Annotated in this window: 17 protein-coding genes, 1 pseudogene and 1 riboswitch; of the genes and pseudogenes, 1 reads left to right on the top strand and 17 read right to left on the bottom strand. The window is 42.2% G+C overall.

Annotated features, from left to right (window positions below; all coding sequences use genetic code 11):
* Window positions 1-28 precede the first annotated feature (28 nt).
* The 9 genes and pseudogenes from DXA60_RS04645 to metK form a co-directional block, all read right to left on the bottom strand.
* Window positions 29-1,369 (bottom strand): CCA tRNA nucleotidyltransferase, encoded by a 1,341-nt coding sequence (locus tag DXA60_RS04645; RefSeq protein ID WP_117919938.1) that lies wholly within the window; start codon window positions 1,367-1,369, stop codon window positions 29-31.
* Window positions 1,366-4,677, bottom strand: coding sequence for a GGDEF domain-containing protein (locus DXA60_RS04640; RefSeq protein WP_117919936.1), 3,312 nt, complete (start codon window positions 4,675-4,677; stop codon window positions 1,366-1,368). Before DXA60_RS04640 ends, DXA60_RS04645 begins: the two co-directional genes overlap by 4 nt.
* 182 nt (window positions 4,678-4,859) lie before the next feature.
* Window positions 4,860-6,299, bottom strand: coding sequence for a proline--tRNA ligase (gene proS, locus DXA60_RS04635; RefSeq protein WP_117919934.1), 1,440 nt, complete (start codon window positions 6,297-6,299; stop codon window positions 4,860-4,862).
* A 39-nt stretch (window positions 6,300-6,338) separates the two neighbouring features.
* Window positions 6,339-7,004 carry an RluA family pseudouridine synthase gene (locus DXA60_RS04630; protein ID WP_117919933.1) on the bottom strand — a complete coding sequence of 222 codons (666 nt, stop codon included), beginning with the start codon at window positions 7,002-7,004 and terminating at the stop codon, window positions 6,339-6,341.
* Window positions 7,005-7,009: 5 nt separating this feature from the next.
* On the bottom strand, window positions 7,010-7,249 hold the full coding sequence (locus tag DXA60_RS04625; RefSeq protein WP_117919931.1) for a hypothetical protein: 240 nt from the start codon (window positions 7,247-7,249) through the stop codon (window positions 7,010-7,012).
* Between the two features lie 136 nt (window positions 7,250-7,385).
* Window positions 7,386-7,850: pseudogene (fic, locus tag DXA60_RS04620) on the bottom strand (protein adenylyltransferase Fic); the annotation flags it as partial.
* Window positions 7,851-8,166: 316 nt separating this feature from the next.
* Window positions 8,167-8,856, bottom strand: a complete 690-nt coding sequence (locus tag DXA60_RS04615) for a response regulator transcription factor (protein ID WP_117919927.1) — start codon at window positions 8,854-8,856, stop codon at window positions 8,167-8,169.
* On the bottom strand, window positions 8,849-10,336 hold the full coding sequence (locus DXA60_RS04610) for a sensor histidine kinase (protein WP_117919925.1): 1,488 nt from the start codon (window positions 10,334-10,336) through the stop codon (window positions 8,849-8,851). Before DXA60_RS04610 ends, DXA60_RS04615 begins: the two co-directional genes overlap by 8 nt.
* A gap of 211 nt (window positions 10,337-10,547) precedes the next feature.
* Window positions 10,548-11,729 carry a methionine adenosyltransferase gene (gene metK / locus DXA60_RS04605; RefSeq protein WP_117919923.1) on the bottom strand — a complete coding sequence of 394 codons (1,182 nt, stop codon included), beginning with the start codon at window positions 11,727-11,729 and terminating at the stop codon, window positions 10,548-10,550.
* Window positions 11,730-11,830: 101 nt separating this feature from the next.
* A riboswitch (SAM riboswitch) is annotated at window positions 11,831-11,946 on the bottom strand.
* A 209-nt stretch (window positions 11,947-12,155) separates the two neighbouring features.
* Here metK and DXA60_RS04600 point away from each other — a divergent pair.
* Window positions 12,156-13,235 (top strand): HD-GYP domain-containing protein, encoded by a 1,080-nt coding sequence (locus tag DXA60_RS04600; protein ID WP_243006755.1) that lies wholly within the window; start codon window positions 12,156-12,158, stop codon window positions 13,233-13,235.
* A 92-nt stretch (window positions 13,236-13,327) separates the two neighbouring features.
* Here DXA60_RS04600 and DXA60_RS04595 read toward each other — a convergent pair whose 3' ends face one another.
* The 8 genes from DXA60_RS04595 to DXA60_RS04560 form a co-directional block, all read right to left on the bottom strand.
* The gene (locus tag DXA60_RS04595; RefSeq protein WP_117919921.1) at window positions 13,328-14,068 is read right to left on the bottom strand and encodes a YoaK family protein; all 741 of its coding nucleotides are present in this window, start codon (window positions 14,066-14,068) and stop codon (window positions 13,328-13,330) included.
* Window positions 14,069-14,135: 67 nt separating this feature from the next.
* Window positions 14,136-15,428, bottom strand: a complete 1,293-nt coding sequence (locus DXA60_RS04590) for a UDP-N-acetylglucosamine 1-carboxyvinyltransferase (protein WP_117919919.1) — start codon at window positions 15,426-15,428, stop codon at window positions 14,136-14,138.
* A gap of 155 nt (window positions 15,429-15,583) precedes the next feature.
* Window positions 15,584-17,146 carry a M23 family metallopeptidase gene (locus DXA60_RS04585; protein WP_117919917.1) on the bottom strand — a complete coding sequence of 521 codons (1,563 nt, stop codon included), beginning with the start codon at window positions 17,144-17,146 and terminating at the stop codon, window positions 15,584-15,586.
* Between the two features lie 31 nt (window positions 17,147-17,177).
* The gene (locus DXA60_RS04580; RefSeq protein WP_117919915.1) at window positions 17,178-17,690 is read right to left on the bottom strand and encodes a shikimate kinase; all 513 of its coding nucleotides are present in this window, start codon (window positions 17,688-17,690) and stop codon (window positions 17,178-17,180) included.
* 55 nt (window positions 17,691-17,745) lie between these two features.
* A complete protein-coding gene (locus tag DXA60_RS04575) occupies window positions 17,746-18,789 on the bottom strand; it encodes a peptidyl-prolyl cis-trans isomerase (RefSeq protein WP_117919913.1) in 1,044 nt (347 codons plus the stop codon).
* Window positions 18,790-18,868: 79 nt separating this feature from the next.
* Entirely contained in the window at window positions 18,869-22,399 is a 3,531-nt protein-coding gene (gene mfd / locus DXA60_RS04570; RefSeq protein WP_117919911.1) for a transcription-repair coupling factor, read from the bottom strand.
* A 49-nt stretch (window positions 22,400-22,448) separates the two neighbouring features.
* A complete protein-coding gene (gene pth / locus DXA60_RS04565) occupies window positions 22,449-23,027 on the bottom strand; it encodes an aminoacyl-tRNA hydrolase (RefSeq protein ID WP_199536187.1) in 579 nt (192 codons plus the stop codon).
* A 60-nt stretch (window positions 23,028-23,087) separates the two neighbouring features.
* Window positions 23,088-23,831, bottom strand: a complete 744-nt coding sequence (locus DXA60_RS04560; RefSeq protein ID WP_117919907.1) for a sugar phosphate nucleotidyltransferase — start codon at window positions 23,829-23,831, stop codon at window positions 23,088-23,090.
* Window positions 23,832-24,422 lie beyond the last annotated feature (591 nt).

The raw sequence follows: 24,422 nt of genomic DNA, 5'->3' as shown, positions 1-24,422 counted from the left end.
TGTCTCTTCATCATATGAGAGGGTTTGTTCATTCATGACTACAGATTCTCTCCAATAGTCTTTCTTTTGTATTCAGCTCCGGTTCATCAAGCACCAGTTCCAAAAGACCTTTTAATGTTTCCCCGATCTCTTTTCCCGGTTTCATCCCGGCAGCGATCAGGTCACTTCCATTGACTGCCAGGTCCCGTATCGTAAGGCACTGATTTTTTTCTAAAATATCCCGGTATAATGCCTCATATCCATCCACGTATGCTAACTTTTCTCCCCTCTGGTATTCGCTCTGTGCCAGGATATCTGCACGTTTTACCGCAAACAATGCCGGATACTGTTCCACTCCGATCCTGCTTACTGCTCTTCTAATATTTTTCTCTGAAAGAGGCGGATTATCATCATGCCAGCACACCAGACGGCACACCTTATCCGTCGTATCATTGTCAAACTTTAACCGGCGCAGGATCTTTCGTGCGATCTCACTGCCTTCCTTCGGATGTCCGTAAAAATGATCGCTGCCGGACTCATCCGTGGTCCTGCACGCAGGTTTTGCCACATCATGCAGCAACATGGTAAGACGCAGCACCTTATCCCCGACGATATGATTTAACGCTGCCACGGTATGTTCCCCGACCGAATAACAGTGATGTTTTGTATTCTGGGGTGTCTCCATCATACGGTCAAACTCCGGCAGAAATACTGCTGTAAGACCTGTCTCCCATGCTGTTTTGATCTCGCCCGGATGTGCAGAGGTAATTAATTTTACCAATTCGGTCTGTATCCGTTCCGCACTGACTTTTGCAATATTCGGTGCAAGTTTTACCATCGCCTTTTTTGTCTCTTCCTCAATCGCAAATCCAAGCTGTGCAGCAAAACGCACGGCACGAAGCATCCTAAGCGCATCTTCCGAAAAACGCTCTGTGGCACATCCCACGCATCGTATCACGCCGCGCTCTAAATCACCCACACCGTCAAATGCATCGACCAGACCGTTTTTGTCATTATATGCCATGGCATTGATTGTAAAATCACGCCGTTTTAAATCCTCCAGCAGACTCGCCGTGAACTGCACGTTTTTCGGGTGTCTTGCATCCTCATATTCACCGTCGATCCGGTAAGTTGTCACTTCAAATCCCTCATGTTCCACCATCACGGTGACTGTTCCATGCTGTATCCCGGTATCAATGGTATGGATCTTTTTTTCGGCAAATATTTCTTTAACCTGCTCCGGTTTCGCCTGTGTCGTGATATCCCAGTCCCCCGGTGTGCGGTGTAACATGGTGTCGCGCACACAGCCGCCGACTGCATACGCTTCATAGCCATGTTCTTCTAATGTTTCTATGATAAAATTTACTTTTTCCGGCAAAACGATTTTCATATACGGTAAGTTCCCTTTTTTGTTGTCTTGATCGAATAGAGCAGATCATCCGCCCGCTTGATCATCTGGTTGATTTCTTCCTCGTCATGAACGTCTTTCGCCGACACGATTCCAATGGAACAGGAAATACGCTGCTCTTTTTTGATAGAAATCTGTTTTTTCAGTTTCTCAGAAATCGCTCCTTCAAAACCGTCTGCCTGATCGATCTTTTTATAGATCAGCTCTGCTGTCTCTGTAAGTTTTTCTTCGTCTGCAGTAAAAAATACGATAATGTATTCATCCCCGCCGTAGCGGCATACAAATCCCTGTTTTTCACACAGACCCGAGAAAATGTCTGCCATTTCCTTTAAAACCAGATCTCCGACATCATGACCGTAAGTATCATTATAATGTTTAAAATTATCGAGATCAATAAACATCAGTCCCAGTTCCGGTTTTCGTTTTCCTCCCAGGAATTCATCCATCAGGGCTTTGATTCTCCGGTAAAACCCTTCTCTGTTGTAAATTCCAGTCAGTTGGTCTGTAACTGCAGAAAGATAAAGTTTATTGTTCATCTCGTATATTTTATCATATGCGTCCAGACGGTTCAAAGAGTATTTTACCTCCCGGAACAAAAGCTGATACATGTTTAAGTCATCTTCATCTAACATATATCTGTTTACGGAAGAATGCCAGTTATCCTTCATCCTCACATAGGCGATCAGGAAATTTTCCAGTTTTGAATTGTTAAAATACGGTACTGCCACTAAAGAACACACATCATCCTCACCAAATAATGATGTGATATCCTGGTGCTCATTATAATTGCTGCTGATCTTCGAGATTGCATAACCTCCCGGATTCCGTTTCAGGGAAGCAATGATCCTGCCCGTCTGCCCGTCGTTTAATTCTATCCCTGTATTATTGTATAATACCTGCGTCTGTCTCTCCATACAGCGCGCATATACCGCGCAATCCACATTAAAATGATTTAAAAACGTTTTCATGACCGCATCGATCATTTCTTCTGCACTGACTCCGGTCACGTCGATCAGTTTCTGCCAGGTTAAAATAAAATCCAGCTGGTGTTTTTTACTCTTATAAGCAAGCACCATACTTTCCTGCCAGAGAAGCGCATCTAATTCCTGTACGGAAATCTCCTTCTTCCCATCCTCATCATCTAAAGGCGGCAGGGTATCCATAATTTTTTCTGCCAGCTTTCCATAAGTGTTAAAATGTTTGTTTTCGTATTCCTCCAGTATGTTCTTTTGTTTTACTTCCCCTTTTTTATTTCCAAGATGATTGAAACACTCCATTCGCTTTTTCCGGAAAAGTGCATAGCTGAAAAACTGATTTCCCTCGGAGCATCTCAGATAATTCTCCGCTTTTTCATAATCTAAGTCAGCTTTTTCATAATCTCTATCGTATACGGCAAGCAATCCGCGGGAAAATGTATATAAAAACATGTCGTCATCAACTTTCGCATAATCATGGACAGTTCCAAACCCATCTCCCATCTTTTCTTTTTCTATAACGTAATTTAAAAACTGTCTGCAATTATTTAAGTAGCGCTCACAATTAAACCTGTTGCCCTCTAAAACAGACACAAGTGCAAGAAGTCCATATAATTTTGACAGATTGCATACCCTCAGACTGTTTAAATGCAGACGTTCCACAGCCTTCATGCACTGTGTCAGATAAAATTCCGCCTTTTCATACTGACCGCACATAATGCAGTTTAAAGACATATTATACTGCACTTCTGCAATATCTCCCGGCTCCCTCAGATAATAAAACAGACGGATGGCATGCGTGTAATACGCCATTGCACGTTCATTTTCACCGATCGCACATAAATTATATGCAATTCCCGAATAGATACGGCCTGCCTGGATTGATCTTTTATCTTTCAATGCTTCATACGTGCGCACCGAATAAAGCAGGGAAATTTCATACATGCCATTTGTCGACGAAAGCATGATATTTTTCTGGTATGCCGTGTTGATCAGATGTTCATTTTCGATTTCTTTGGCAATACGTATTCCCTTGCTGAAGTAGATCAGAAGTTCTTCAGACTGATTCGCCTTCTCGACGATTTCCGGCTTATTGTCATATGCATAAATATATACATGTGCCAGATGATTGCGGTAATTGTAGCGGATCAGATTTTCGGTCAGGCTTTTCTCTATTTTTACATCCTGCGCACAGAAAAATATGTTATACCAGCCGGACATCTGTATCTGGGTTTTGAGTAACTCGGATAAAAACTTCCGGTAATCATCCGATATTTTTTCTGCAATACGATATGTTTCGCCTGCCATCTCTAAGGCTTCTTTTAATTTTCCCTGATACATATACGCAGTTGCGATCAGATAGTCCTGCTCATATGCACACTCATCTTCCCTTCCGGCAAGATGAATTTTTTCTAAATCCTCGCAGATCTCAAGAGCTTTGGGAATATCCTTCCTTAAAATGGAAACTTTTGCAAATAAAAGCCACATGCGAAAACGCGCAGGATCATCGACAAAGAGATTATCAAATTTTATCTTTCGCTCTATAACCTCCAGATAATATGCTGCCTGGTCAAAATCAAGAAATTCCACCATATTCTGCAGTTTGCGGTAGACCTTTTCGCTTCCGTAGTCAGCATATTTTCCATCATCTGCGATTTCTTCTTTTTTCCTGCCGGAATTTCCGATATGGTAAATCTTGCTGCCATCATCTAATGTCTCGTAAAGCATCTCCCAGTCCGGCACTAAAAACTCCGGCATTGCCTGAATATCACTGACCCCAAGCACAAGACCTATATTGCTGTTCTCGGCTTTTAAAATTCGCGCTGTCAATTGCATCGTACTTTTTGAGGCCAGCTGAAAACGGTTCAAAATAAGAAGAACCGGATGCCTGTCTGCAATGGCATACAGCATACGTTCAAGTGCCGCTAGCATGCGCTCCTGTTCATATGCCACCTCATCGAGCAAAATGATCTCTTCCCTTTTTGCATATCCCCGGTTAAAATAGCCAAGCAGTACCGGCCGGTGCAGATAATACACATCACATTCTTCCATAAATTCTTCGAATGTACCCGTCATATACCGCCTGAAGCCATCACAGATCATGGTAAGATACGGCTCATATGCACTGGTGATCTCACCCGGTTCAAATTCGTGCATCTGTACGAAAATATTCTCCATTTTCTCCAGCTGATCTGTATAACTTAATTCTTCTATGGAAAATTGTCCACTGTATCTGACCAGAAGATGGTTCTTTTCCACAGTTCCCAAACCGGCTGCCACCTGTTCTATCGCACCATCATAATACTTTTCTATCATCTTCTCCCATCCCCCTGAAAAAATAATATTTTGTGTTACATGTACTTTCTGCAGGTCTTATGATCCCATTGTAAAAACGCTACCGGAATCGTTTCCATTTTATGTTAAAAGTAAACAGAACCGTATGATTCAGCGAATCTGTCTATATTCGCTGAATCACTTTGCGGTTCTGTTTTTATTTTTTAGTATGCTTTACCCCAATATACTAATTTGTGAGCCGGTTTTCCGCAGCATACACATACATCTGAGATATGTTCCTGATCATGAAACGGCATACAGCGTGATGTCACTGCAAGATCTTCTTTGATCTTATCCTCACATGCCTGATCTCCACACCACATTGCACGGATAAAGCCCGGTTTCTCATTTGCGATTGTTGTAAACTCTTCGTAGTTATGTGCATCCCAGATATGTGCATCTCTGTGTGCCTTTGCACGCTCAAACATATCTTTCTGGATCTGCTCTAATAACTCCGGAAGTTTTGCTTCAAGCTCATCTAATGCAACCTCGATCTTCTCTCTGGTATCACGGCGCACAATCACACATTTGCCTGCTGCAATATCCTTTGGTCCAAGTTCGATACGAACCGGAATACCTCTCATCTCCTGCTCGGAGAATTTCCATCCCGGACTCTTGTCAGAATCATCAAGTTTTGCACGGCAGACTTTTCCGATACGCTCGCAGACTTCTTTTGCGGTGTCAAGCACACCATCTTTCTGCTGCTGGATCGGGATGACCATAGCCTGTACCGGAGCAATACGCGGTGGCAGCACAAGTCCTGAATCATCTCCGTGTACCATGATGATCGCACCGATCAGACGTGTTGTCATACCCCAGGATGTCTGATATACATACTGAAGTTTGTTGTCCTTATCAGTGTACTGAATGCCAAATGCTTTTGCAAATCCATTGCCAAAGTTATGGCTGGTTCCTGACTGCAATGCTTTTCCATCATGCATCAGCGCTTCGATCGTGTAAGTTGCATCTGCGCCTGCGAATTTTTCTTTTTCTGTCTTCTGTCCACGGATAACCGGCATTGCAAGTACATCCTCACAGAAATCCGCATAGACATTTAACATCTGTACGGTTCTCTGCTCTGCTTCCTCTGCAGTCGCATGTGCGGTATGTCCCTCCTGCCATAAGAACTCTCTGGAACGTAAGAACGGACGTGTTTCCTTCTCCCATCTTACAACAGAACACCACTGGTTATATACCTTTGGCAGATCACGGTAAGACTGGATAATATTTTTATAAAAATCACAGAACAATGTCTCTGAAGTCGGTCTGACACACAGACGCTCCGGAAGCTGATTTAAGCCGCCGTAAGTAACCCATGCAACTTCCGGTGCAAACCCTTCCACGTGATCTTTTTCTTTCTCTAACAGACTCTCCGGGATAAACAACGGTAAATATACATTTTCAACGCCTGTCTCTTTGAAACGGCGGTCTAATTCATGCTGGATATTCTCCCAGATCGCGTAACCCGCCGGACGAAGGATCATACATCCCTTTACGGATGAATAATCGATTAGTTCCGCTTTTTTGACCACGTCTGTATACCACTGGGCAAAATCTTCCTCCATGGAAGTGATTGCCTCTACTAACTTCTTGTCCTTTGCCATGATAAATCTCCTTATTCTTTAAAAACCTTTGGATTTATTTTATGATAAACCAAAAGGCTTGTCAATTTCAAACTCCAGTTTTCTATGTGTCTTTGGATGACGGAATGCGATCTTGAAAGAACATAGTGCAAGCTGTTTTCCTGACGGGGTAATATTTTCTTTGAAATTATACTTTTTATCCCCGACGATCGGCATTCCTGCATGTGCAAGCTGTACGCGGATCTGATGATGACGTCCGGTATCAAGCTTTATTCGTAAAATGGCATTTCTCCCATTCTGCTCAATTACTTCATAGGAAAGTTTTGCATGTTTTGCCTGCAAAGTTCCTCTCTCTACCACCTCAGATGTGTTTGTCTGTCCATTCTGCAAAAGATCATCCTCTAAGGTTCCCTTTTTCTCTTCCGGCACTCCGTCCGTCATGGCATAATAGTATTTGTCTGTCAGTTTTGTTTTGATCTGACGGCTCAAATCCGATGCTGACTCTTTATTTTTAGCAAATACCATGACTCCTGCGACCGGCTGGTCCAGACGGTGCACCACACCGATATAAGGTGTTTCTCCTTTGGATGCCCGGTAGTTTTTAAGCAGGCTCTCCATATCCGCCTGTCCGATACGTTTTGTCTGTGTTGCCACGCCTGCCGGCTTTTTGCAGACGATAATATCTTCATCTTCATAAATGATCGCTGGCTGCATACTGTTCCTCATTTCTACTATTTGACCGGCATATTATCCACGCAGCTTACAAAATCCTCTCTCCTTGCGGACTCTTCTCCCGGCAGCGGAGTGGAACGCTTTCCGCCACTCTTGGAACATTCCTGACATACATCCGAACCAGCCGATGCTTCTGTTCTTCCAAATCTGCACTGCTCCGGGTGATCTCCGCTTGCAAGATACACACCTTCTATATTTTCTCCTGTCACTATGACAGTTGGTTTTTCATAGTTACCCATCTTTTGTTTCCTCGCTTATCCTTTATTTCATCCGGATGACTGACTTTGTCAGAGCCCGAACTTCTTTATTATATACCCTTTTACGGATCAGTGCTATCCTATTTTGGTATAAATGTGGGTGTGAACTGTAACGCTTCTATAAATCCTCAGCTTTGTATATCACATAACCTTCATAATAATAGCTATGATCTATGCCTTTCATATAAACTTTTCTATCGTCAACCTTATCTGTTAAAGCCTGTTTCAAAATATATTTTATTTCAATATCTTTGATTGGGCTTCTTTCCATTGCTAACAAATAATCTTCCTTATCTACAACACTCCAATCAATAACCTGATTCAATTCTCTTTTCAGAATTAAATCAAGCCATATCCTAGTGCTTCGACCGTTACCTTCCCGAAACGGATGAGCTATATTCATCTCAACATATTTTTCAACAATTTCATCAAATGTTGACTGTGGCATCTTCTCAACATTTTCGATTGCAGCTTGTAAATACATCACTGGAGCAAATCGAAAGTTTCCTTTTGAAATATTTACATTTCTCACTTCCCCTGCAAAATCGTATATTTCCCCAAATAAATATTTATGAATTGCCGCATTTTATTTATATTTTTCTCTTTAAAATCATAGTCTCTTCAGATTATACGCATATATCTCAACTCTATAATTTATAATTATACGCACATTGTAATTCACTTTTTGATCATACTCAAGTATTATAACCATATTTTTATGATGATAGTAATAGAATCGTTCGTAATTCTATTGATGTATCAGTATAAACTTCAAAAGAGGCGGCAAATCATTACTGATCTGCCGCCCTGACTTTTTAAATTATTTTATTCTGATATTTATGCCATTGCAGGCTCATTTTTCTTAATAATCGTCTCAACTTCATCAAAGCTCACATCAGCTATAGTTTAAAGCGGTATCCGACACCCCAAATAGTCTCTATATACTGGGGTTTATTGGTATTCATCTCAATCTTTTCCCTGATCTTTTTGATATGCACAGTCACGGTTGCGATATCTCCGATCGACTCCATATCCCAGATCTCACGGAAAAGTTCTTCCTTTGTGAACACATGGTTCGGATGCTCTGCTAAGAATGTTAAAAGATCGAACTCCTTGGTCGTAAACTGCTTTTCTTCTCCATTCACCCAGACACGTCTCGCTGTTTTATCGATACGGATGCCACGGATCTCAATGACGTCATTCTCCACGATATTGCTTCCGATCAGCCGTTCATAGCGGGCAAGATGTGCTTTGACCCGTGCGACAAGCTCACTCGGTGAAAACGGCTTTGTAATGTAATCATCTGCACCGAGTCCGAGTCCCCTGATCTTGTCAATATCATCTTTTTTGGCAGATACCATAAGTATCGGTGTATTCTTTTCTTCTCTGATCTGTTTACAGATCTCAAATCCGTCAATCCCCGGCAGCATCAGATCTAAGATATACATATCAAAATCTTCCGAGAGTGCACGTTTTAACCCGACCACCCCGTCATTCTCGATCTCAACCTCAAAACCACTTAATTCTAAATAATCTTTCTCTAAATCTGCGATTGCTACCTCGTCTTCAATAATCAAAACCTTACTCATTTGGTACCTCCTGATATTTACGAATTACAAAATACATAACTGTTCCGATGGCTTCCTTACTGGTTGCCCAGATCTTTCCACCGTGGTCTTCTATGATCTTCTTTACAATAGACAAACCGATACCGCTGCCACCGGTTGCAGAATTACGCGACGCATCCGCACGATAAAAGCGGTCAAAAATATATGGCAGATCTCTTGCAGAGATACCTCTGCCGTTGTCCTCGATCTCCACCTGGATAAAGTCACCGACATCTTTGATACGGATATTGATAAATCCCTGCTGTTTATCCAGATACTTGATGGAATTACCTATAATATTATGGATCACACGGCGGAGCTGCTCCGGATCTGCAATGATCAGAACATTTTCATCCACATAATTAAAATAAGCAAGCCTGATATTTCTTGTCTCGAGGTCAAGCCCGATCTCCTCTACGCAGTCATTAAAATATTCTGATACGTTAATTTTTGCAAAATTATATGGAATACGATTTGTATCAATTTTAGCATACAATGTCAACTCATTTAAAAGTGTATCCATTTCGTTTGCCTTATTATAGATCGTGCGGATATATTTATCCCGTTTCTCCGGTGTATCAGCTACACCATCCATAAGTCCTTCCGCATATCCCTTTACTGCTGTGATCGGTGTCTTTAAATCATGCGCAATATTACTGATCAGTGTCTTATTTTCTTTTTCACCCTCGATCTTTTCCTCCGCATTGTCTTTTAAGCGCAGACGCATCTCCTCAAACGATCTGCAGAGTTCACCGATCTCATCCTTGCTGTCCGATTCCACGGAGAAATCAAGATTACCATCTTTGATATTCTGTGCTGCCGTCTGCAGTTTTCTGATCGGATTGATCATGCTCGTATACATCCAGATGGTTAACATTGTCGCTGTCAGCACTAGAATGAGAATAATGGAAACTAATACATCAATGAGCAGTTTCTTTACCTCAGGAACAGTCTCCTCTAAAATTGTAACGATAAATGCACTTCCCGCACTTCCATCCTGAAACTGGAAATCGATCTGCTTGATCAGTACCTGTTCATCACCGTCAATGTAAGTTCCGGCATCCTCATCTTTCACAGTATCCCCATAGGATGGCAGCTGTGTCAGAAGTGAAATACTTGCATCCTCGCCAATGTAAATCAGCTCCTTATCTTTTCTTACGATCAGATAAGAACTCTTCTCCTCTAAAGTCTGATTAAGTTCATCTAAATAATCCTGATCTTCCAGCCGCGCCGGATCATCCTTCGCCGTATCCTTCAGTTCTTTGAAACATTCTTTGGTAAAGCGGCTCAGAAGCTGCATGGAATTTGAAAAATAACTATAATTATTTTCCGTGATCCCATAAGTCTGCTCAATCGCTTTTACCTGGATACGCTGAAAACTGAAAAGTGCCGCCATCATCAGCACGATCGGGACAAAAATAATAATACAAAAAGAAATAATAATTTTGGATTTCAGTTTCATTGTAATCTCCCTGCCATAAAAAATGGTCATAAAAGCATCTTTATGATTTCATAAAAATACCTTTATGACCTATTATAACATGAAAAAATACAAATCCCATTTATTTTATATAAAATTGTCTAAACTTTTTGTGAAACCGGATCTGTCTTTTCACTTAAAATCTTCGAGGAAATTTATTTCGAGGAAATTTATTTCGAGGAAATTTATTTCCTTATAGATATTTCTTTAATGTATCAGCCTTATCAACTGCCTCCCACGGAAGGTCTAAGTCTGTACGTCCGAAATGTCCGTAAGCTGCTGTTCCACGGTAGATCGGTCTTCTTAAGTCAAGCATCTTGATGATACCTGCCGGACGAAGGTCGAAGTTCTCACGAATGATCTCAACTAACTTCTCATCGGATAATTTGCCTGTACCAAAAGTATCAACCATAACGGATGTCGGCTGTGCAACACCGATCGCATAGGATAACTGGATCTCACATTTCTCTGCAAGACCTGCTGCTACGATGTTCTTTGCAACGTAACGTGCTGCATATGCTGCAGAACGGTCAACCTTTGTGCAGTCTTTTCCAGAGAAAGCTCCGCCGCCGTGACGTGCATATCCGCCGTAAGTGTCTACGATGATCTTACGTCCTGTTAAACCTGCATCTCCGTGTGGTCCGCCGATTACAAAACGTCCGGTCGGGTTAATGAAGAACTTGGTATCTGCATCGATCATATCTTCCGGAAGGATCGGATCGAAAACATATTTTTTGATGTCTGCATGAATCTGCTCCTGTGTTACATCATCATCATGCTGGGTAGATAATACAACTGCCTCAAGACGTACCGGTTTTCCTGCCTCATCATACTCTACGGAAACCTGTGTTTTTCCGTCCGGTCTTAAGTAGGTTAATGTACCGTCTTTTCTTACTTTTGTGAGCTGTAATGCCAGTTTGTGTGCTAAAGAGATCGGATATGGCATTAACTCCGGTGTCTCGTTGGTTGCATAACCAAACATCATACCCTGATCACCAGCTCCGGTATCAAGATCATCTGTCAGGGCACCCTCTTTTGCTTCTAATGCTTTATCAACACCCATTGCAATATCCGGTGACTGCTGGTCAAGTGCTACCATAACTGCACATGTATTTCCGTCAAATCCTGTCTTGGCATCGTTGTAACCGATCTCATTTACCGTTTTACGAACGATTGCCGGGATATCTAACTGTGCTTTTGTGGTGATCTCTCCGGTTACTAAAACGAAACCTGTACAGCTTGCGGTTTCACATGCAACACGGCTCATTGGATCTTCTGCCATACATGCATCTAAGATTGCGTCAGAGATTGCATCGCAGACTTTGTCAGGATGTCCTTCTGTTACGGATTCTGATGTAAATAATCTTTTTTCCATTCTTTTGCTCCTTTTTCTGATAGTGTTTTTTGCGTTTTCGCAAAAAAAATCCACTTGCGAAAAACAAGTGGAAGTGATATCTGTAAATCAATCATCAAATCCTCTTATTGTTCGAACATATATACTGTAACGTACAATTCGCTCAGGTTGGCACCTTCCGTAGAGGGGTTGCCGTGACTTCACAGATCCTTTGTATCTCCATCACTCTGAATAAGAAAATTCTAAAAGTTATTAAGTTATAAAACTCACAGTGACTAACATACACCTGTTTTTCTAAAATGTCAAGGTATAATTTCTTAACCTTTTGCACAAACCCGATTGACTTTCAAATATGAAAATTCTATACTATACTTAATTATAAACGTACATATAATAGAATGCATGTTCCGCGGACATTCTGTTATCATGAATGAAATGGGGTTTTTTATGAAAAAGGTAACAGTCAACAAACTTGAACCCGGCATGATTACTGCCGAACAGATTCTGACAAAGAACGGACAGATGATCGTTGATAAAGGTGTCACACTTACAAGACCACTTATCATGCGTCTTTCTTTTTACTGTGTTTTAGAGGTCGGTATTGAAGATCCGGATGAACCAAAAGAACCGGAAACACCACATTTTATTCCGGCTTATTCCCAGAAGGTAAAAGCCTCGAAAGAATTTCAGACATTCCAGTTTGATCATTCTTTCGTATTGAACTCCTTAAAGTCTTCCATGGAAGGCTATGTTTTTCATGATCAGCCGCTTGACACAAATGATCTTCTTGACCAGACAGTTAAACTGTTTAATTCCTGTAAAACATCACTTGAGCTTTTTGATATGCTGCACAATATGCGTGCTTACGATGACAGCACTTATGCACATTCTTTAAATGTAGCTCTGATCTGCCGGCGTATCGGTAAATGGCTGAAAGTAGATGCTGACACTTTAGACACTTTAACACTCTGTGGTCTTTTGCATGATATCGGGAAATTAAAGATCCCGGATGATATTTTAAATAAACCAGGCAAATATACAGACGAAGAATTTGATCTCGTCAAAAGACATACAAAATTTGGCTATGAATTATTAAAACCGCTGCAGATCGATCCTCATATTAAAAAAGCTGCCCTGCTTCATCATGAGCGTTGTGATGGATCAGGTTATCCGCTGAAAGCGACCCAGAAAGACTTAGATGACTGCTCAATGATCGTTGCGATCGCTGATGTTTATGATGCCATGACTGCTGCAAGATCTTACCGTGCTCCTCTTTGTCCATTTCAGGTCATTGAGCGTTTTGAACAGGAAGGTCTTCAGAAGTATAAGCCAAAGTTCATCCTGACTTTTTTACAGCATATCGCATCCACTTATCAGAACAACCGTGTTCTTTTAAGTAACGGGCAGAGTGCCAATATCGTTATGTTAAACCAGCAGCATCTTGCAAGACCGATCGTACAGTTGAACGATAACTCCTGCATTGATTTGTCTACACGTCTTGATCTGCATATCCAGAGTATTCTGTAAGCGGACTGATTGCTGTAGATAGAATCCACTATTTTTCGGATATACCTGCAGTTTCAAAAAAGAAGCGCTCAAAGAGGCTCCTTAGAAAACGATCATATTTTCTGATCGTTTTCTAACAGAACTGCCTCTTCGAGCGCTTCTTCTGCTTCCTCTTCGATTTCTTCCGGTGTTCCATTCAAAACCGGTATCTTTCCAATATGCATAAACACACGTGCGGCAATCAACGGAACAAATCCCACAAATGCGCCATACACACCATATGCATAGACAGACACACATCCGATACATGCACCTGCAAAAAAAGAAAGTACTGTCATGGTATACATGATTCCTTTTCTGCGAAATTCCGGATCCTTTGTCAATATGTACTGTGTCCATGCAAGCAGCGACTGCTTAAAATTATTCGTGGTAAAAATGCTTGCGCTGTTATACCCGGATGCACCGGAATAACTTCCCCACTGGAATGCCGAACAGAAAAATATCGGATAAAGACTTACAACCGCAGACATTCCCTCCGGCATGACCGCTGTTGCGGTAAGTCCTGCCGCATCTACCCAGAGTACCAGCCTTCGCATATCCAGTCTGGTAAAATTCGTCAGCAGATAGGAGATAACGATCGCACTGCCAAAAATAAGAAATGCCAGAAATCTTATTCCCACTTCTGCAAAATCTTTACCGGTAAGTGCCGCTGCCATCTCCATAACGTTTCCGGTCTGTGCAGATCCAAAATTTCCTGCATGCAGCAATATCGCATAAGTTCCAAGGAATCCACCAACCAGCGTGAGATTCCAGTGAAGTATCATATCCAGTTCTTTTTGAAATATTTTTCTCATCTTTATCCTCATTTCCTATGAATCAAAAAAAGACGTCTCCTATACCCGGAAACGCCCTTCTCTACTCCTAAGATACTTTCAGTGTAAACTTCTGAATCTCTTTCTCTGTACTTACTTTCTCGATCACAGCCCCCAGTGATGCGAGTTTTTTCTCAAATTCTTCATATCCACGTTCAATATAGTAGATATCATCTACCACTGTGATTCCTTCTGCTGCCAGCCCTGCGATCACAAGAGCCGCCCCCGCCCGCAGATCCGGTGCATTAACACGTGCTCCGGTATAATTGTCAACTCCGCCGATGATCGCTATATTGCTCTCGACTTTAAAATTGGCACCCATGCGCGCAAGCTCGCCCACATATTTAAAACGATTTTCAAAAATGCTTTCCGTAACGGTACTCGTACCCTCTGAAATACCTAATACCACTGCGATCTGTGGCTGCATATCCGTTGGAAATCCCGGATACGGAAGCGTTGTAACCTGTGTATGATGCAATGGTTTTGAAGATACCACGCGTACCGCATCATCAAATTCCTCCACCTCACATCCAATCTCAAGCAGTTTTGCGCTGATCGCTTCTAAGTGCTTCGGAATTACATTTTTTACTGTAATATCTCCCTTTGTGGCTGCTGCAGCAAGCATAAATGTTCCGGCTTCAATCTGATCCGGAATGATAGAATACTCTGTTTTATGCAGCTTCTCCACTCCGACGATACGGATCACATCCGTACCTGCACCTCTGATATTAGCACCCATGCTGTTTAAAAAGTTGGCTGCATCTACAACATGAGGTTCCTTTGCAGCATTTTCCAAAGTTGTTTTTCCCTCTGCCATGGCTGCTGCCATCATAATGTTAATCGTTGCACCGACAGATACCTTATCCAGATATATATGCGTTCCTTTTAACTGCTTTGCATCTGCAACCACAAGACCATGCCGGATATCTACTGTCGCACCTAATGCACGGAATCCTTTCAGATGAAGGTCAAACGGACGGCTTCCGATATCACAGCCACCCGGAAGAGCTACCTCTGCATGTTTATACTTGCCAAGGAGAGCTCCAAGCAGATAATAGGATGCCCTTATCTTACGGATATATTCATTGTCCACAACCAGATTGTGAATAAATGATCCGTTCATTTTCACCGTATGTGTATCCAGTCTGTCTACCTTCGCTCCGATATCACTGATCGCATTTAACAGCACATTGATATCTCTGACATTTGGTAAATTTTCTATTGTAACGGTCTCATCCGTCATGACTGCCGCAGAAATGATGGCAAGCGCAGCATTTTTTGCCCCGCCGATTTCCACTTCACCGACTAACGGATTGCCTCCTTTAATGACATATTGTTCCATATCACACCTCTATGAACCTTTTCATACAAACACATAATTATAGTTGCTATTATGTGCTTTTGTCAAGAATTATATCACAGTTTCAATTTTGTTGTAAATATGCAGATATTCCCAAAAAAAATCTGCATTTCCACACACTTTGCATTCAATTTTTATCAGTTACTGATATACTTCAGTGGATTAACTGCTGCGCCTCCGATATAGATTTCAAAATGCACATGCGGTCCTGTGGAGCGTCCGGTGCTTCCACTCAGTGCGATCGGTTCTCCCTGCTCTACTTTCTGGCCAACTTTCACTAACAGTTTACTGTTATGTGCATAACGTGTCAGTCTTCCATCTGCATGGCTGATCACGACATTGTTACCGTATCCTCCATTATAAGAAGCCTGAATCACAGTTCCGGCACAGGACGCATACACGGTTGTTCCAACCGGGCATGCCCAGTCCACACCTTTATGCATTCTTCCCCAGCGTCTTCCGAATCCCGATGTAAATCTTCCGCCGGCAATCGGTTTGATGTATGTCGGTGGTACGATCGTTCCCCGTTCCACAACTGCTGCCTTCGCTGCCGTCATGATTTTCTGGTGTGCCAGCTCCCTGCTTACCTCAGAGCCGTTTTCATATACGACGATATCATTTCTCTCACGATGTCCTGACACACCTTCTTCTATAACTTCCTCCTGATTGGTATACCAGGAATCATTTTCCATAATGACAGGTTCTTCCTCATAATCTTCCTCGTAAACTTCCCCTACAGTCAGCCTGATCTTTAAATCCGGTTCCGGAACCGCAATGATAAGCTCCTGTCCTTCTCGCAGTGCGTCTGCATTTTCGAGTCCGTTTAATGCCATAATATCCGTAACTTTTGTGTCATGGTCAAGTGCGATCACAGAGAGACAGTCACCACTCTCTACTACATATATTTTATTCGATTCTTTCTCTTTTGTTACTTCCGCAGCCGCATCACCCGGATTAGTAAATGCATCCGGCTGCACGTAATTTTCATAAACCTCAACATTTTCCACAAATGCCATGTCAAGGACACCTGTTTCATAAAAATCCGCCGCATCCGACGTCACAGCATCCAAAAGCTGTGTTGCCGACTCTAATGAGACACCTGCAAGTGATGATGCCTGTATATCCTGTGTTTCTTTTTCCCCTTCTTTTGCCAAATCGTCTTCGCTTTCTTTTTGTTTCAGATCCGCCGTTAATATTCCGTCAATCTGTCCTTCTAACGACTGGTATGTAACTGTATACGCCTCTTCTTCATCCGCTTTTTTTCTGACCTGGTTCAAAAAATCCGTCACTTCATCGATTGTTGTAAAATTCCCACGGTAGGAACCGATCGCAACTGTATATGCACGCTCTCTGCTCTCAATCATCTTTTCTGCCAGCACATTTTTCAGTTGTTCTTCTAATGCTTCTTTCTTTTCCAGATGCACAAACGGCTTCTTTTCTGTCTTTACTGACCATTCATGATCCATACACAGACGTTTTTCTGACTCTGCTGCCAGTTCTCTTCTTGCCTTCCGGATTGCCTCCTTCACATCGACGTTTTCTGCCACATAACCGACAAATATTCCATCTATATACACACCCTGATAACTCTGTCCTAATGCCGTCTGCTGCGTCAGTGCTCCTCCCGCCAATATTATAAGAAATCCACCGGTAACGATCATTCCAGACAATAGTTTTTTATCTTTTAATCTTTTGTTCATCTTCTGACTCTTTCATTCCATTGATGTGATTTTACAAAGATTCTTTTTGGATCTGTGCCACAATCTTCTCGATCGTCTGTTCCACATTCAGACCATTCTCTGCAATCGTAATGTCTGCATATTTTTCATACAGTACAATTCTCTCATCATACAGATCTTTTAAAGTCTGTCCATCTTTTAAAACAACGCCCCTGCCTTTAATATCCGACAGTCTGCGGCTGATTCCTGTATAATCTAATTTTAAATAGATCACAGTTCCGATCTGCTTTAAATGCTCCATTGCCTCTTTTCCATATACAACACTTCCTCCGGTGGCAATGACTGAATGATGTGCTTCTATTTCACTGTTAATACGGTTTTCGACCGCAATAAATCCGTCAGGTCCTTCTTCTGCAATGATCTCGCGCAGCAGCTTTCCCTCTTTTTCCTGAATAACCAGATCTGCATCTACAAACTGATAGCCTAATACCTTTGCCAATATGACTCCCACGGTGCTTTTTCCGACACCAGGCATTCCGATCAGTACAATATTTTCTTTCTCCATCTGTTTTCTCCCACTATAAAAAACGTCGAAAGACTGTGCTTTCGACGTTCTCTTTTTACTCTGTTGCCTGCTCCGTCGTGCTTTCTGTCTCTGTATCTTTTATAGTTGTAAACAGGTTATCAAAATTCACGTCATCCCAGACTTTTTCTTTCACTGCCCACTCGATTCCTTCTTTCCATCCATCGAGCGTCTCATTATACAGATCATCTTTGCGCTGCTCAATAATGCTCTGGCGTGTCTCCTCTGTCGCATCCGCATCCACTTCTTTATCGAGACGTGCCACAAAATAAGAGCTGTCACCCTCGATCAGATCTGTCACTTCGCCTTCTTTTAAATCTTTCAGTGCCGCTAAAAGTTTCTCATCCACAGAATCATCTTCCTGTGTAAACGTGCCGGTACTTACTGTATAGCCTGCATCCTCTGCTGCTGCATCAAGACCGTCTTCCTTTGCTGCCTTTGCAAAATCAGCCACCTTTGCTGCAAGCTCCTCTTTTTCCTCATCCGTATAATCTACGGTATTGCCGCTCTCATCCCTATGTGTCGTCTTAGAAACACCTACATAACTATATGCGCCTGTTTTTGCTTCCTCATCCGTTACATTAGTGTCTGCATCCGCAACGATCGCTGCTTTCATTTTGCTCTGGATCGTCTCTAATGTAAGATATTCTTCCACGATTTCCTGCGTTGCACCGAGTGCCTTTATCGCATCTTTACTGTTATCTTCCATAAACTGTGTTGCAGCTGCGGTGATCGCCGCTTTCTCATCATCTGTAATGCTGACATTATACTCATCCATATGAAGCTGCAGCACGTACATATCTTCTAAAGAATCCATCACACTGTCTTTAAAATTATCCTGTCCGGTCGTTCCATTTCCATACAGATCAGATGTCCAGACATTTTTTCCAAAATATGCGGTATAAAAATCATCTGCTCCCGCCTGCCCAAATCTTGCTGCAAAGTTTGCGATTCCAAGTGTTACCGGCTCTCCATTTAAAGTTGCCACTGTTTTATCTTTATTGACTCCGCCACAGCCTGTAAGTACAGATAAAGCCATAGCGCCACTTAACAATAATGCGGTAATTTTTCTGCTGTTCATATATTCCTCCCAGTGCCCTCTTTTTCAGATATAGGCAGTCATTCAGTTTATTATAATTCGTTTTATCAAAAGCCGCAAGTTATTTTTCCATCAGCATCTCTCCCGCACGCTTTAAAAATGTCTCCATCACATCTTTTGCTTCCACATATTTTTCCCTGGTATTCAGTTTCAGGAAATAAGTAAAATACGGTTCTTTCGCATCCATGGTAAACTTCACATGATTGTTAAAGGATGCTGTAAACTCCGGAATTGCCGCCACATTGATCTTTGCTTTCTCATACAGGGTAAACCGCAGTGCATCACCTTTCTGTGAAATATCCGTGAAATAAAGATGATGTGCCATGGATTTTACCCTTGCAATATAAAGCAGATTTTCGACAGATTTTGGCGGATCTCCAAAACGGTCGATCAGTTCTTCTAACATCTCTTCTGACTCATCCGCAGTCTCAATGCCTGCAATACGCTTATAAATGTCAAGTTTCTGCATCTCGTTCGGAATATATCCCATCGGAATATAAGCATCAATATCAATGTCGATCGAAGTGTCAAAACTTTCAGCAACTTCCATGCCTTTTGCTTCCTTAACCGCTTCATTTAACATTTTACAGTAAAGATCGTATCCGACTGCCTCCATATGCCCATGCTGCTTGGCACCAAGCAGATTTCCCGCACCGCGGATCTCTAAATCCCGCATGGCGATCTTAAAACCGCTTCCAAGCTCCGTATACTCTTTGATCGCAGCCAGCCTTTTTTCTGCTACCTCTTTTAACATCTTATCCCTGCGGTACATTAAAAACGCATATGCTGTCCGGTTCGATCTGCCGACACGTCCACGAAGCTGATAAAGCTGTGACAATCCCATGTTATCCGCATCATGGATGATCATGGTATTCACATTTGAAATATCCAGTCCTGTCTCAATGATCGTTGTGGAGACCAGTACATCAATCTCACCATTAATAAAACGATACATGATATTTTCTAATTCTGTCTCTTTCATCTGTCCATGCGCATAGGCAACATTTGCCTCCGGCACAAGCTCTGCAATTTTAGCTGCAACATCTGCAATCTCTTTCACACGGTTGTATACATAATATGCCTGTCCCCCACGGGAAAGCTCTCTTGAGATTGCTTCGCGTACCAGTTCCTCATTGTATTCCATTACATACGTCTGGATCGGTACACGGTCCATCGGCGGTTCCTCTAATACACTCATATCACGGATTCCGATCAGACTCATATGAAGCGTCCTTGGAATCGGTGTTGCTGTGAGCGTGAGCACATCGATATTTGTCTTTAACTGTTTGATCTTTTCTTTGTGCGTCACACCAAAACGCTGTTCCTCATCAATAATCAAAAGTCCAAGATCCTTATATACCACATCTTTCGACAGCAGTCTGTGCGTCCCGATAATGATATCAACGCTTCCTTTTTTCAATGCCTCCACTGTCTTTTTCTGTTCTGCACCGCCCCGGAAACGACACAAAAGATCAATATTGACCGGAAAATCTTTCATACGCTGCACAAAGTTATTGTAATGCTGCTGCGCTAAGATCGTCGTCGGCACTAAAAAAGCAACCTGTTTTCCGTCCTGCACTGCCTTAAAAGCCGCACGTATCGCAATTTCCGTCTTTCCATACCCGACATCACCACAGATCAGGCGATCCATGATCTTCGTGCTTTCCATATCTTTTTTCGTCGCCTCGATCGCAAGCTCCTGATCTTCCGTCTCTTCAAACGGGAACATTTCCTCAAATTCTCTCTGCCAGACAGTATCCGGTCCATAGACAAATCCATCCTGATCCTGTCTCATTGCGTAAAGTTTCACAAGATCCTGTGCAATCTCTTTTACTGCACCGCGCACCTTCGTCTTGGTCTTATTCCATTCCTGTCCGCCTAATTTATTCAGCTTTGGTTTTTTCGCATCTGCACCGGCATATTTCTGGATCAGTTCTAACTGTGTTGCAAGGATATATAAGTTTCCACCGCCGGCATACTCAATTTTGATATAATCTTTAACCGTCTTATCAACTTCGATCTTTTCGATTCCGCGGTAGATTCCGAGTCCATGATTTTCATGAACAACATAGTCACCAACGTTAAGGTCGGTAAAACTTGCAATTTTTTCTCCCTCATAGGTGCGGCGGTGTTTCTTTTTTTTCTTTTCACTGCCGAAAATATCGCTCTCTGAGATCACAACAAATTTGAGTAACGGATATTCATAACCTTTTTTGATCTTACCGTAACCGGTCATGATCTCACCCGGTTTTACCTCATGGTCGAAGTCTTCTGAATAAAAAGCATTCAGTTTCTCTGCCATCAGATCTTCTGCCAGCCGCTTCGCACGCGTTCTTGATCCGGAAAGCAAAATCACACGGTATCCGTTTTTTTTGTAACGGGTTAGATCTTTGACCAGAAGTTCAAAACTGTTATTATATGGATTGACCGTCTTTGAGTCGATGGTAAATTTTTCTTTGATATCCACATGACTGTTTTTTAAATCCAGTGCCACCAAAGAAATACATGCCATTGTTTCAATTTTTGCCAGGATTTCCTTACAGGAAAAAAGTTCCCGCATCTGTCCAGGCAGAATATAACCTTTTTCAAGACGCTGTTTCATGCTCTCGGAAAACTCCGTTTCCGTCACCATGCCGCGCTCAATGGAACGTGCCAGCTCATCCACAAAAATAATCGTATTCTCCCTGTTAAAGTAATCAAGTAACGATACTCTTTCCTCACAAAAATACGACAGATACGCGTCAAGTCCTGCACTGATACCTAACTCTCCCGCTTCCTCTGCAATCTGGGCCGCAGTACTTTTTATGCGGTGTGCCTCCTCCGTTTTCATTTCTTTCCGGAGTTTTGCAGATACCTTATCAGCCTCTTTTAAGATCCTTCCGATCCCCGCCTGCCGTTCCTGTACTGTCAGTACCAGTTCACAGGCAGGATAAATTGAAATTTCCTCCAGATTTTCAATCGATCGCTGGCTTTCCGCATCAAAGGAACGGATAGAGTCAACCTCGTCCCCCCAGAATTCAATTCGAAACGGATTATCTTCTGTCAGTGGAAATATATCTAAAATTCCGCCACGCACCGAAAACTCTCCCATCGTTTCTGCCTGATAGTTTTTTTCGTAACCAAGCTCCACTAAGTGTTTTACCAGTTCTTCGAGATTTAATGTATCCCCGACCGCAACCTTTATCACGGACTGAATAAAATTTTCCGGTACTGGCATTGGATTCATAAGTCCGTCAAATGTAGTTATTATGGTGCACGCCGGTTCTTCTGCAAGCATTTTTAATGCATTGATACGCTCCGCAGTAAGTACATTTCCACGGATATCCGACTGATAAAAAAGGATATCTTTTGCAGGATAATACGCTGCCTTCGGATCAAAGAACCGATATTCTTCATAGATTTCTTTCGCTCTCTGCTCCTGAAACGTAACAATGATCCTGTTTCCAGAACCATTGTTTACACTGTACATAAGATGTGGTTTTGCCGCATCTATACATCCTGAGATCTGCGCGATCCCGCGCAGCTTCTGCACTATCGCACTTAAATTTTCAAATTCTTTCAGCTCTTTTAAAGGTTCCGAAAAAGCTCTCATGATAATCCCCATTCCGGTGTGTGAAAATCTTTATTCACACAAATCCCATTTACGCTTCTTTCTTTTTTACATTATAATGATTCATCGCTGCATCTGTTTCACCGGCAGCCATCATTTCAACAGCCTCTACGGCATGCCCGATCGCTTTCTCAACTTCTACGCGGTCTGCGGCATCAAAATGTCCTAACACATGGTCTGCAAGATCCCAGCCCGCCGGTTTTTCCCCGACACCGACTTTGATGCGCAAAAAATTCTGCGTCCCGGTCATCGCAATGATATTTTTGATGCCGTTGTGCCCGCCTGCACTTCCTTTCTTGCGGATGCGCAGATTTCCCGGCGCAAGGCTGATGTCATCATAGATCACGATCATCTCTTCTTCCGGGTCCATCTTGTAATAACTGAGCAGTTCTGCCACACTCTCCCCGCTTAAATTCATATATGTCTGTGGTTTTGCCAGCACAACTTTCACACCGTTTATGACACCTTTTCCACAGAGTGCCTTATGTTTTTTTTCACTGATACTGATATTATATTTCTCTGCAAGCGCATCCATGACATCAAATCCGATATTGTGTCTGGTGTGCTCATACTGTTTTCCCGGATTTCCGAGCCCTACGATCAAAAACATGTATTTCTCCATTTCTGTATCTTTTATCCACTGTGACCGGAATAAATCTTTCCATCCCATTTATTTTGCCTGATTCCGTCTGCGAATGATCTCTGCTGCAGATTTCAACTGCTCCTGGTCATTCACACCCATGATATCCTCCGGATCACTTAATGCAAATGCATCCACTTTTAGTCCTTTGTTCTTTATAATTGTCAGCGTATCCGGCAGATAATATTCACCCTGCGCATTATTCGGCTGGATTTTTTCAAGTGCCTCTTTTAATTCCTTTGTATCAAAAATATACATACCGGAATTGATCTCATGAGAAGCTCTCTCTTCCTCACTTGCATCTTTGTGCTCTACACTTTTTACGAAATTACCATCTGCATCACGGATGATCCTTCCATATCCTGTCGGATCTTCCACCATGGCAGATAATACTGTCACGGTATTTTTGTTTGTTGTATGATATTCTCTTAAACGCTTCAGTGTATCTGCTGTGATCAAAGGTGTATCTCCAAACAGGATCATTGTCTGTCCCGCATCTCCTAAGAAATCCTTTGCACAGCGCACCGCATGCCCGGTTCCAAGCTGTTCCTCCTGTAATACAAAGCTGACCTCCTGATGCAGGATCGTCTCCCGTACGACTTCATATTTGTATCCGACAACCAGACAGATATCATCTGCACCTGCTCCGATCGCTGCTTCGATTGCATAATCTACCAGACATTTTCCTTCTATTGTATGTACCACTTTCGGCAGATCTGATTTCATACGTGTTCCCTTACCTGCTGCAAGTATTACCGCTTTTAACTGTTCCATATGTATCCTCCTGCATCTACGTGCTATTTTTCTGATATTGTTCACCATACTGTTTTTCTCATTGCAGTCTATGTTTTATTTTACAGGACTTTCCTGATTTTACAAGTATTTTTCACACCGTCATTATAATAAGCTGCCGCCAAATGATGGTTTGTGGGTGACATGAGTTTCCTCGTGTAGGGTGGTTCTGGGGATTTTAGATTGGCAAATTGCATCAAGCCGGGACTGTTTTGTTCCGTTGTCCGAAAATAAGAAAGTCTAAGTATGCCTGATTTAGTTTTATGCCGGAGTGACGTGTGCATCTTAAATGTGCCATCCGGGCACATTAAGACTTGTGCTGCCGTCCGTGGCAGCACAACACTGTATTGTGAACAGGCATACAAAGACTTTCTAATTTTCTCCCAAAGTCACAAAACGAGTCCCGGCTTGATGCGATTTGCCAGCCACTAAGTTGTGAACCACCCTTCTTCGGGGAACTCATTTTACAACTTTGGCGGGTGTAAATTTTTAGTGTTTTATGTCTGAATCTGAAAAAAAATATTTTCAAATAACTATGTTTAATAGATTATTATTGGTTTGATAATACCGGAA

Origin of the sequence: Roseburia sp. OF03-24 (genome assembly GCF_003463035.1) — a bacterium.
In the GTDB taxonomy this organism is placed as follows: domain Bacteria; phylum Bacillota; class Clostridia; order Lachnospirales; family Lachnospiraceae; genus Roseburia; species Roseburia rectibacter.
This window is presented reverse-complemented; position numbering and strand designations above follow the sequence as displayed.

Bases quoted from the DNA above. Each gene is read 5' to 3' on its own strand.
- pth (WP_199536187.1), bottom strand. From the start codon at position 23,027: ATGTTTTTGATCGTAGGGCTCGGAAATCCGGGAAAACAGTATGAGCAC.
- DXA60_RS04625 (WP_117919931.1), bottom strand. From the start codon at position 7,249: ATGGGTAACTATGAAAAACCAACTGTCATAGTGACAGGAGAAAATATA.
- proS (WP_117919934.1), bottom strand. From the start codon at position 6,299: ATGGCAAAGGACAAGAAGTTAGTAGAGGCAATCACTTCCATGGAGGAA.
- DXA60_RS04645 (WP_117919938.1), bottom strand. From the start codon at position 1,369: ATGAAAATCGTTTTGCCGGAAAAAGTAAATTTTATCATAGAAACATTA.
- DXA60_RS04595 (WP_117919921.1), bottom strand. From the start codon at position 14,068: ATGAGAAAAATATTTCAAAAAGAACTGGATATGATACTTCACTGGAAT.
- metK (WP_117919923.1), bottom strand. From the start codon at position 11,729: ATGGAAAAAAGATTATTTACATCAGAATCCGTAACAGAAGGACATCCT.
- DXA60_RS04560 (WP_117919907.1), bottom strand. From the start codon at position 23,831: ATGGAACAGTTAAAAGCGGTAATACTTGCAGCAGGTAAGGGAACACGT.
- DXA60_RS04585 (WP_117919917.1), bottom strand. From the start codon at position 17,146: ATGAACAAAAGATTAAAAGATAAAAAACTATTGTCTGGAATGATCGTT.
- DXA60_RS04590 (WP_117919919.1), bottom strand. From the start codon at position 15,428: ATGGAACAATATGTCATTAAAGGAGGCAATCCGTTAGTCGGTGAAGTG.
- DXA60_RS04575 (WP_117919913.1), bottom strand. From the start codon at position 18,789: ATGAACAGCAGAAAAATTACCGCATTATTGTTAAGTGGCGCTATGGCT.
- DXA60_RS04600 (WP_243006755.1), top strand. From the start codon at position 12,156: ATGAAAAAGGTAACAGTCAACAAACTTGAACCCGGCATGATTACTGCC.
- DXA60_RS04640 (WP_117919936.1), bottom strand. From the start codon at position 4,677: ATGATAGAAAAGTATTATGATGGTGCGATAGAACAGGTGGCAGCCGGT.
- DXA60_RS04610 (WP_117919925.1), bottom strand. From the start codon at position 10,336: ATGAAACTGAAATCCAAAATTATTATTTCTTTTTGTATTATTATTTTT.
- mfd (WP_117919911.1), bottom strand. From the start codon at position 22,399: ATGAGAGCTTTTTCGGAACCTTTAAAAGAGCTGAAAGAATTTGAAAAT.
- DXA60_RS04615 (WP_117919927.1), bottom strand. From the start codon at position 8,856: ATGAGTAAGGTTTTGATTATTGAAGACGAGGTAGCAATCGCAGATTTA.
- DXA60_RS04580 (WP_117919915.1), bottom strand. From the start codon at position 17,690: ATGGAGAAAGAAAATATTGTACTGATCGGAATGCCTGGTGTCGGAAAA.
- DXA60_RS04630 (WP_117919933.1), bottom strand. From the start codon at position 7,004: ATGAGGAACAGTATGCAGCCAGCGATCATTTATGAAGATGAAGATATT.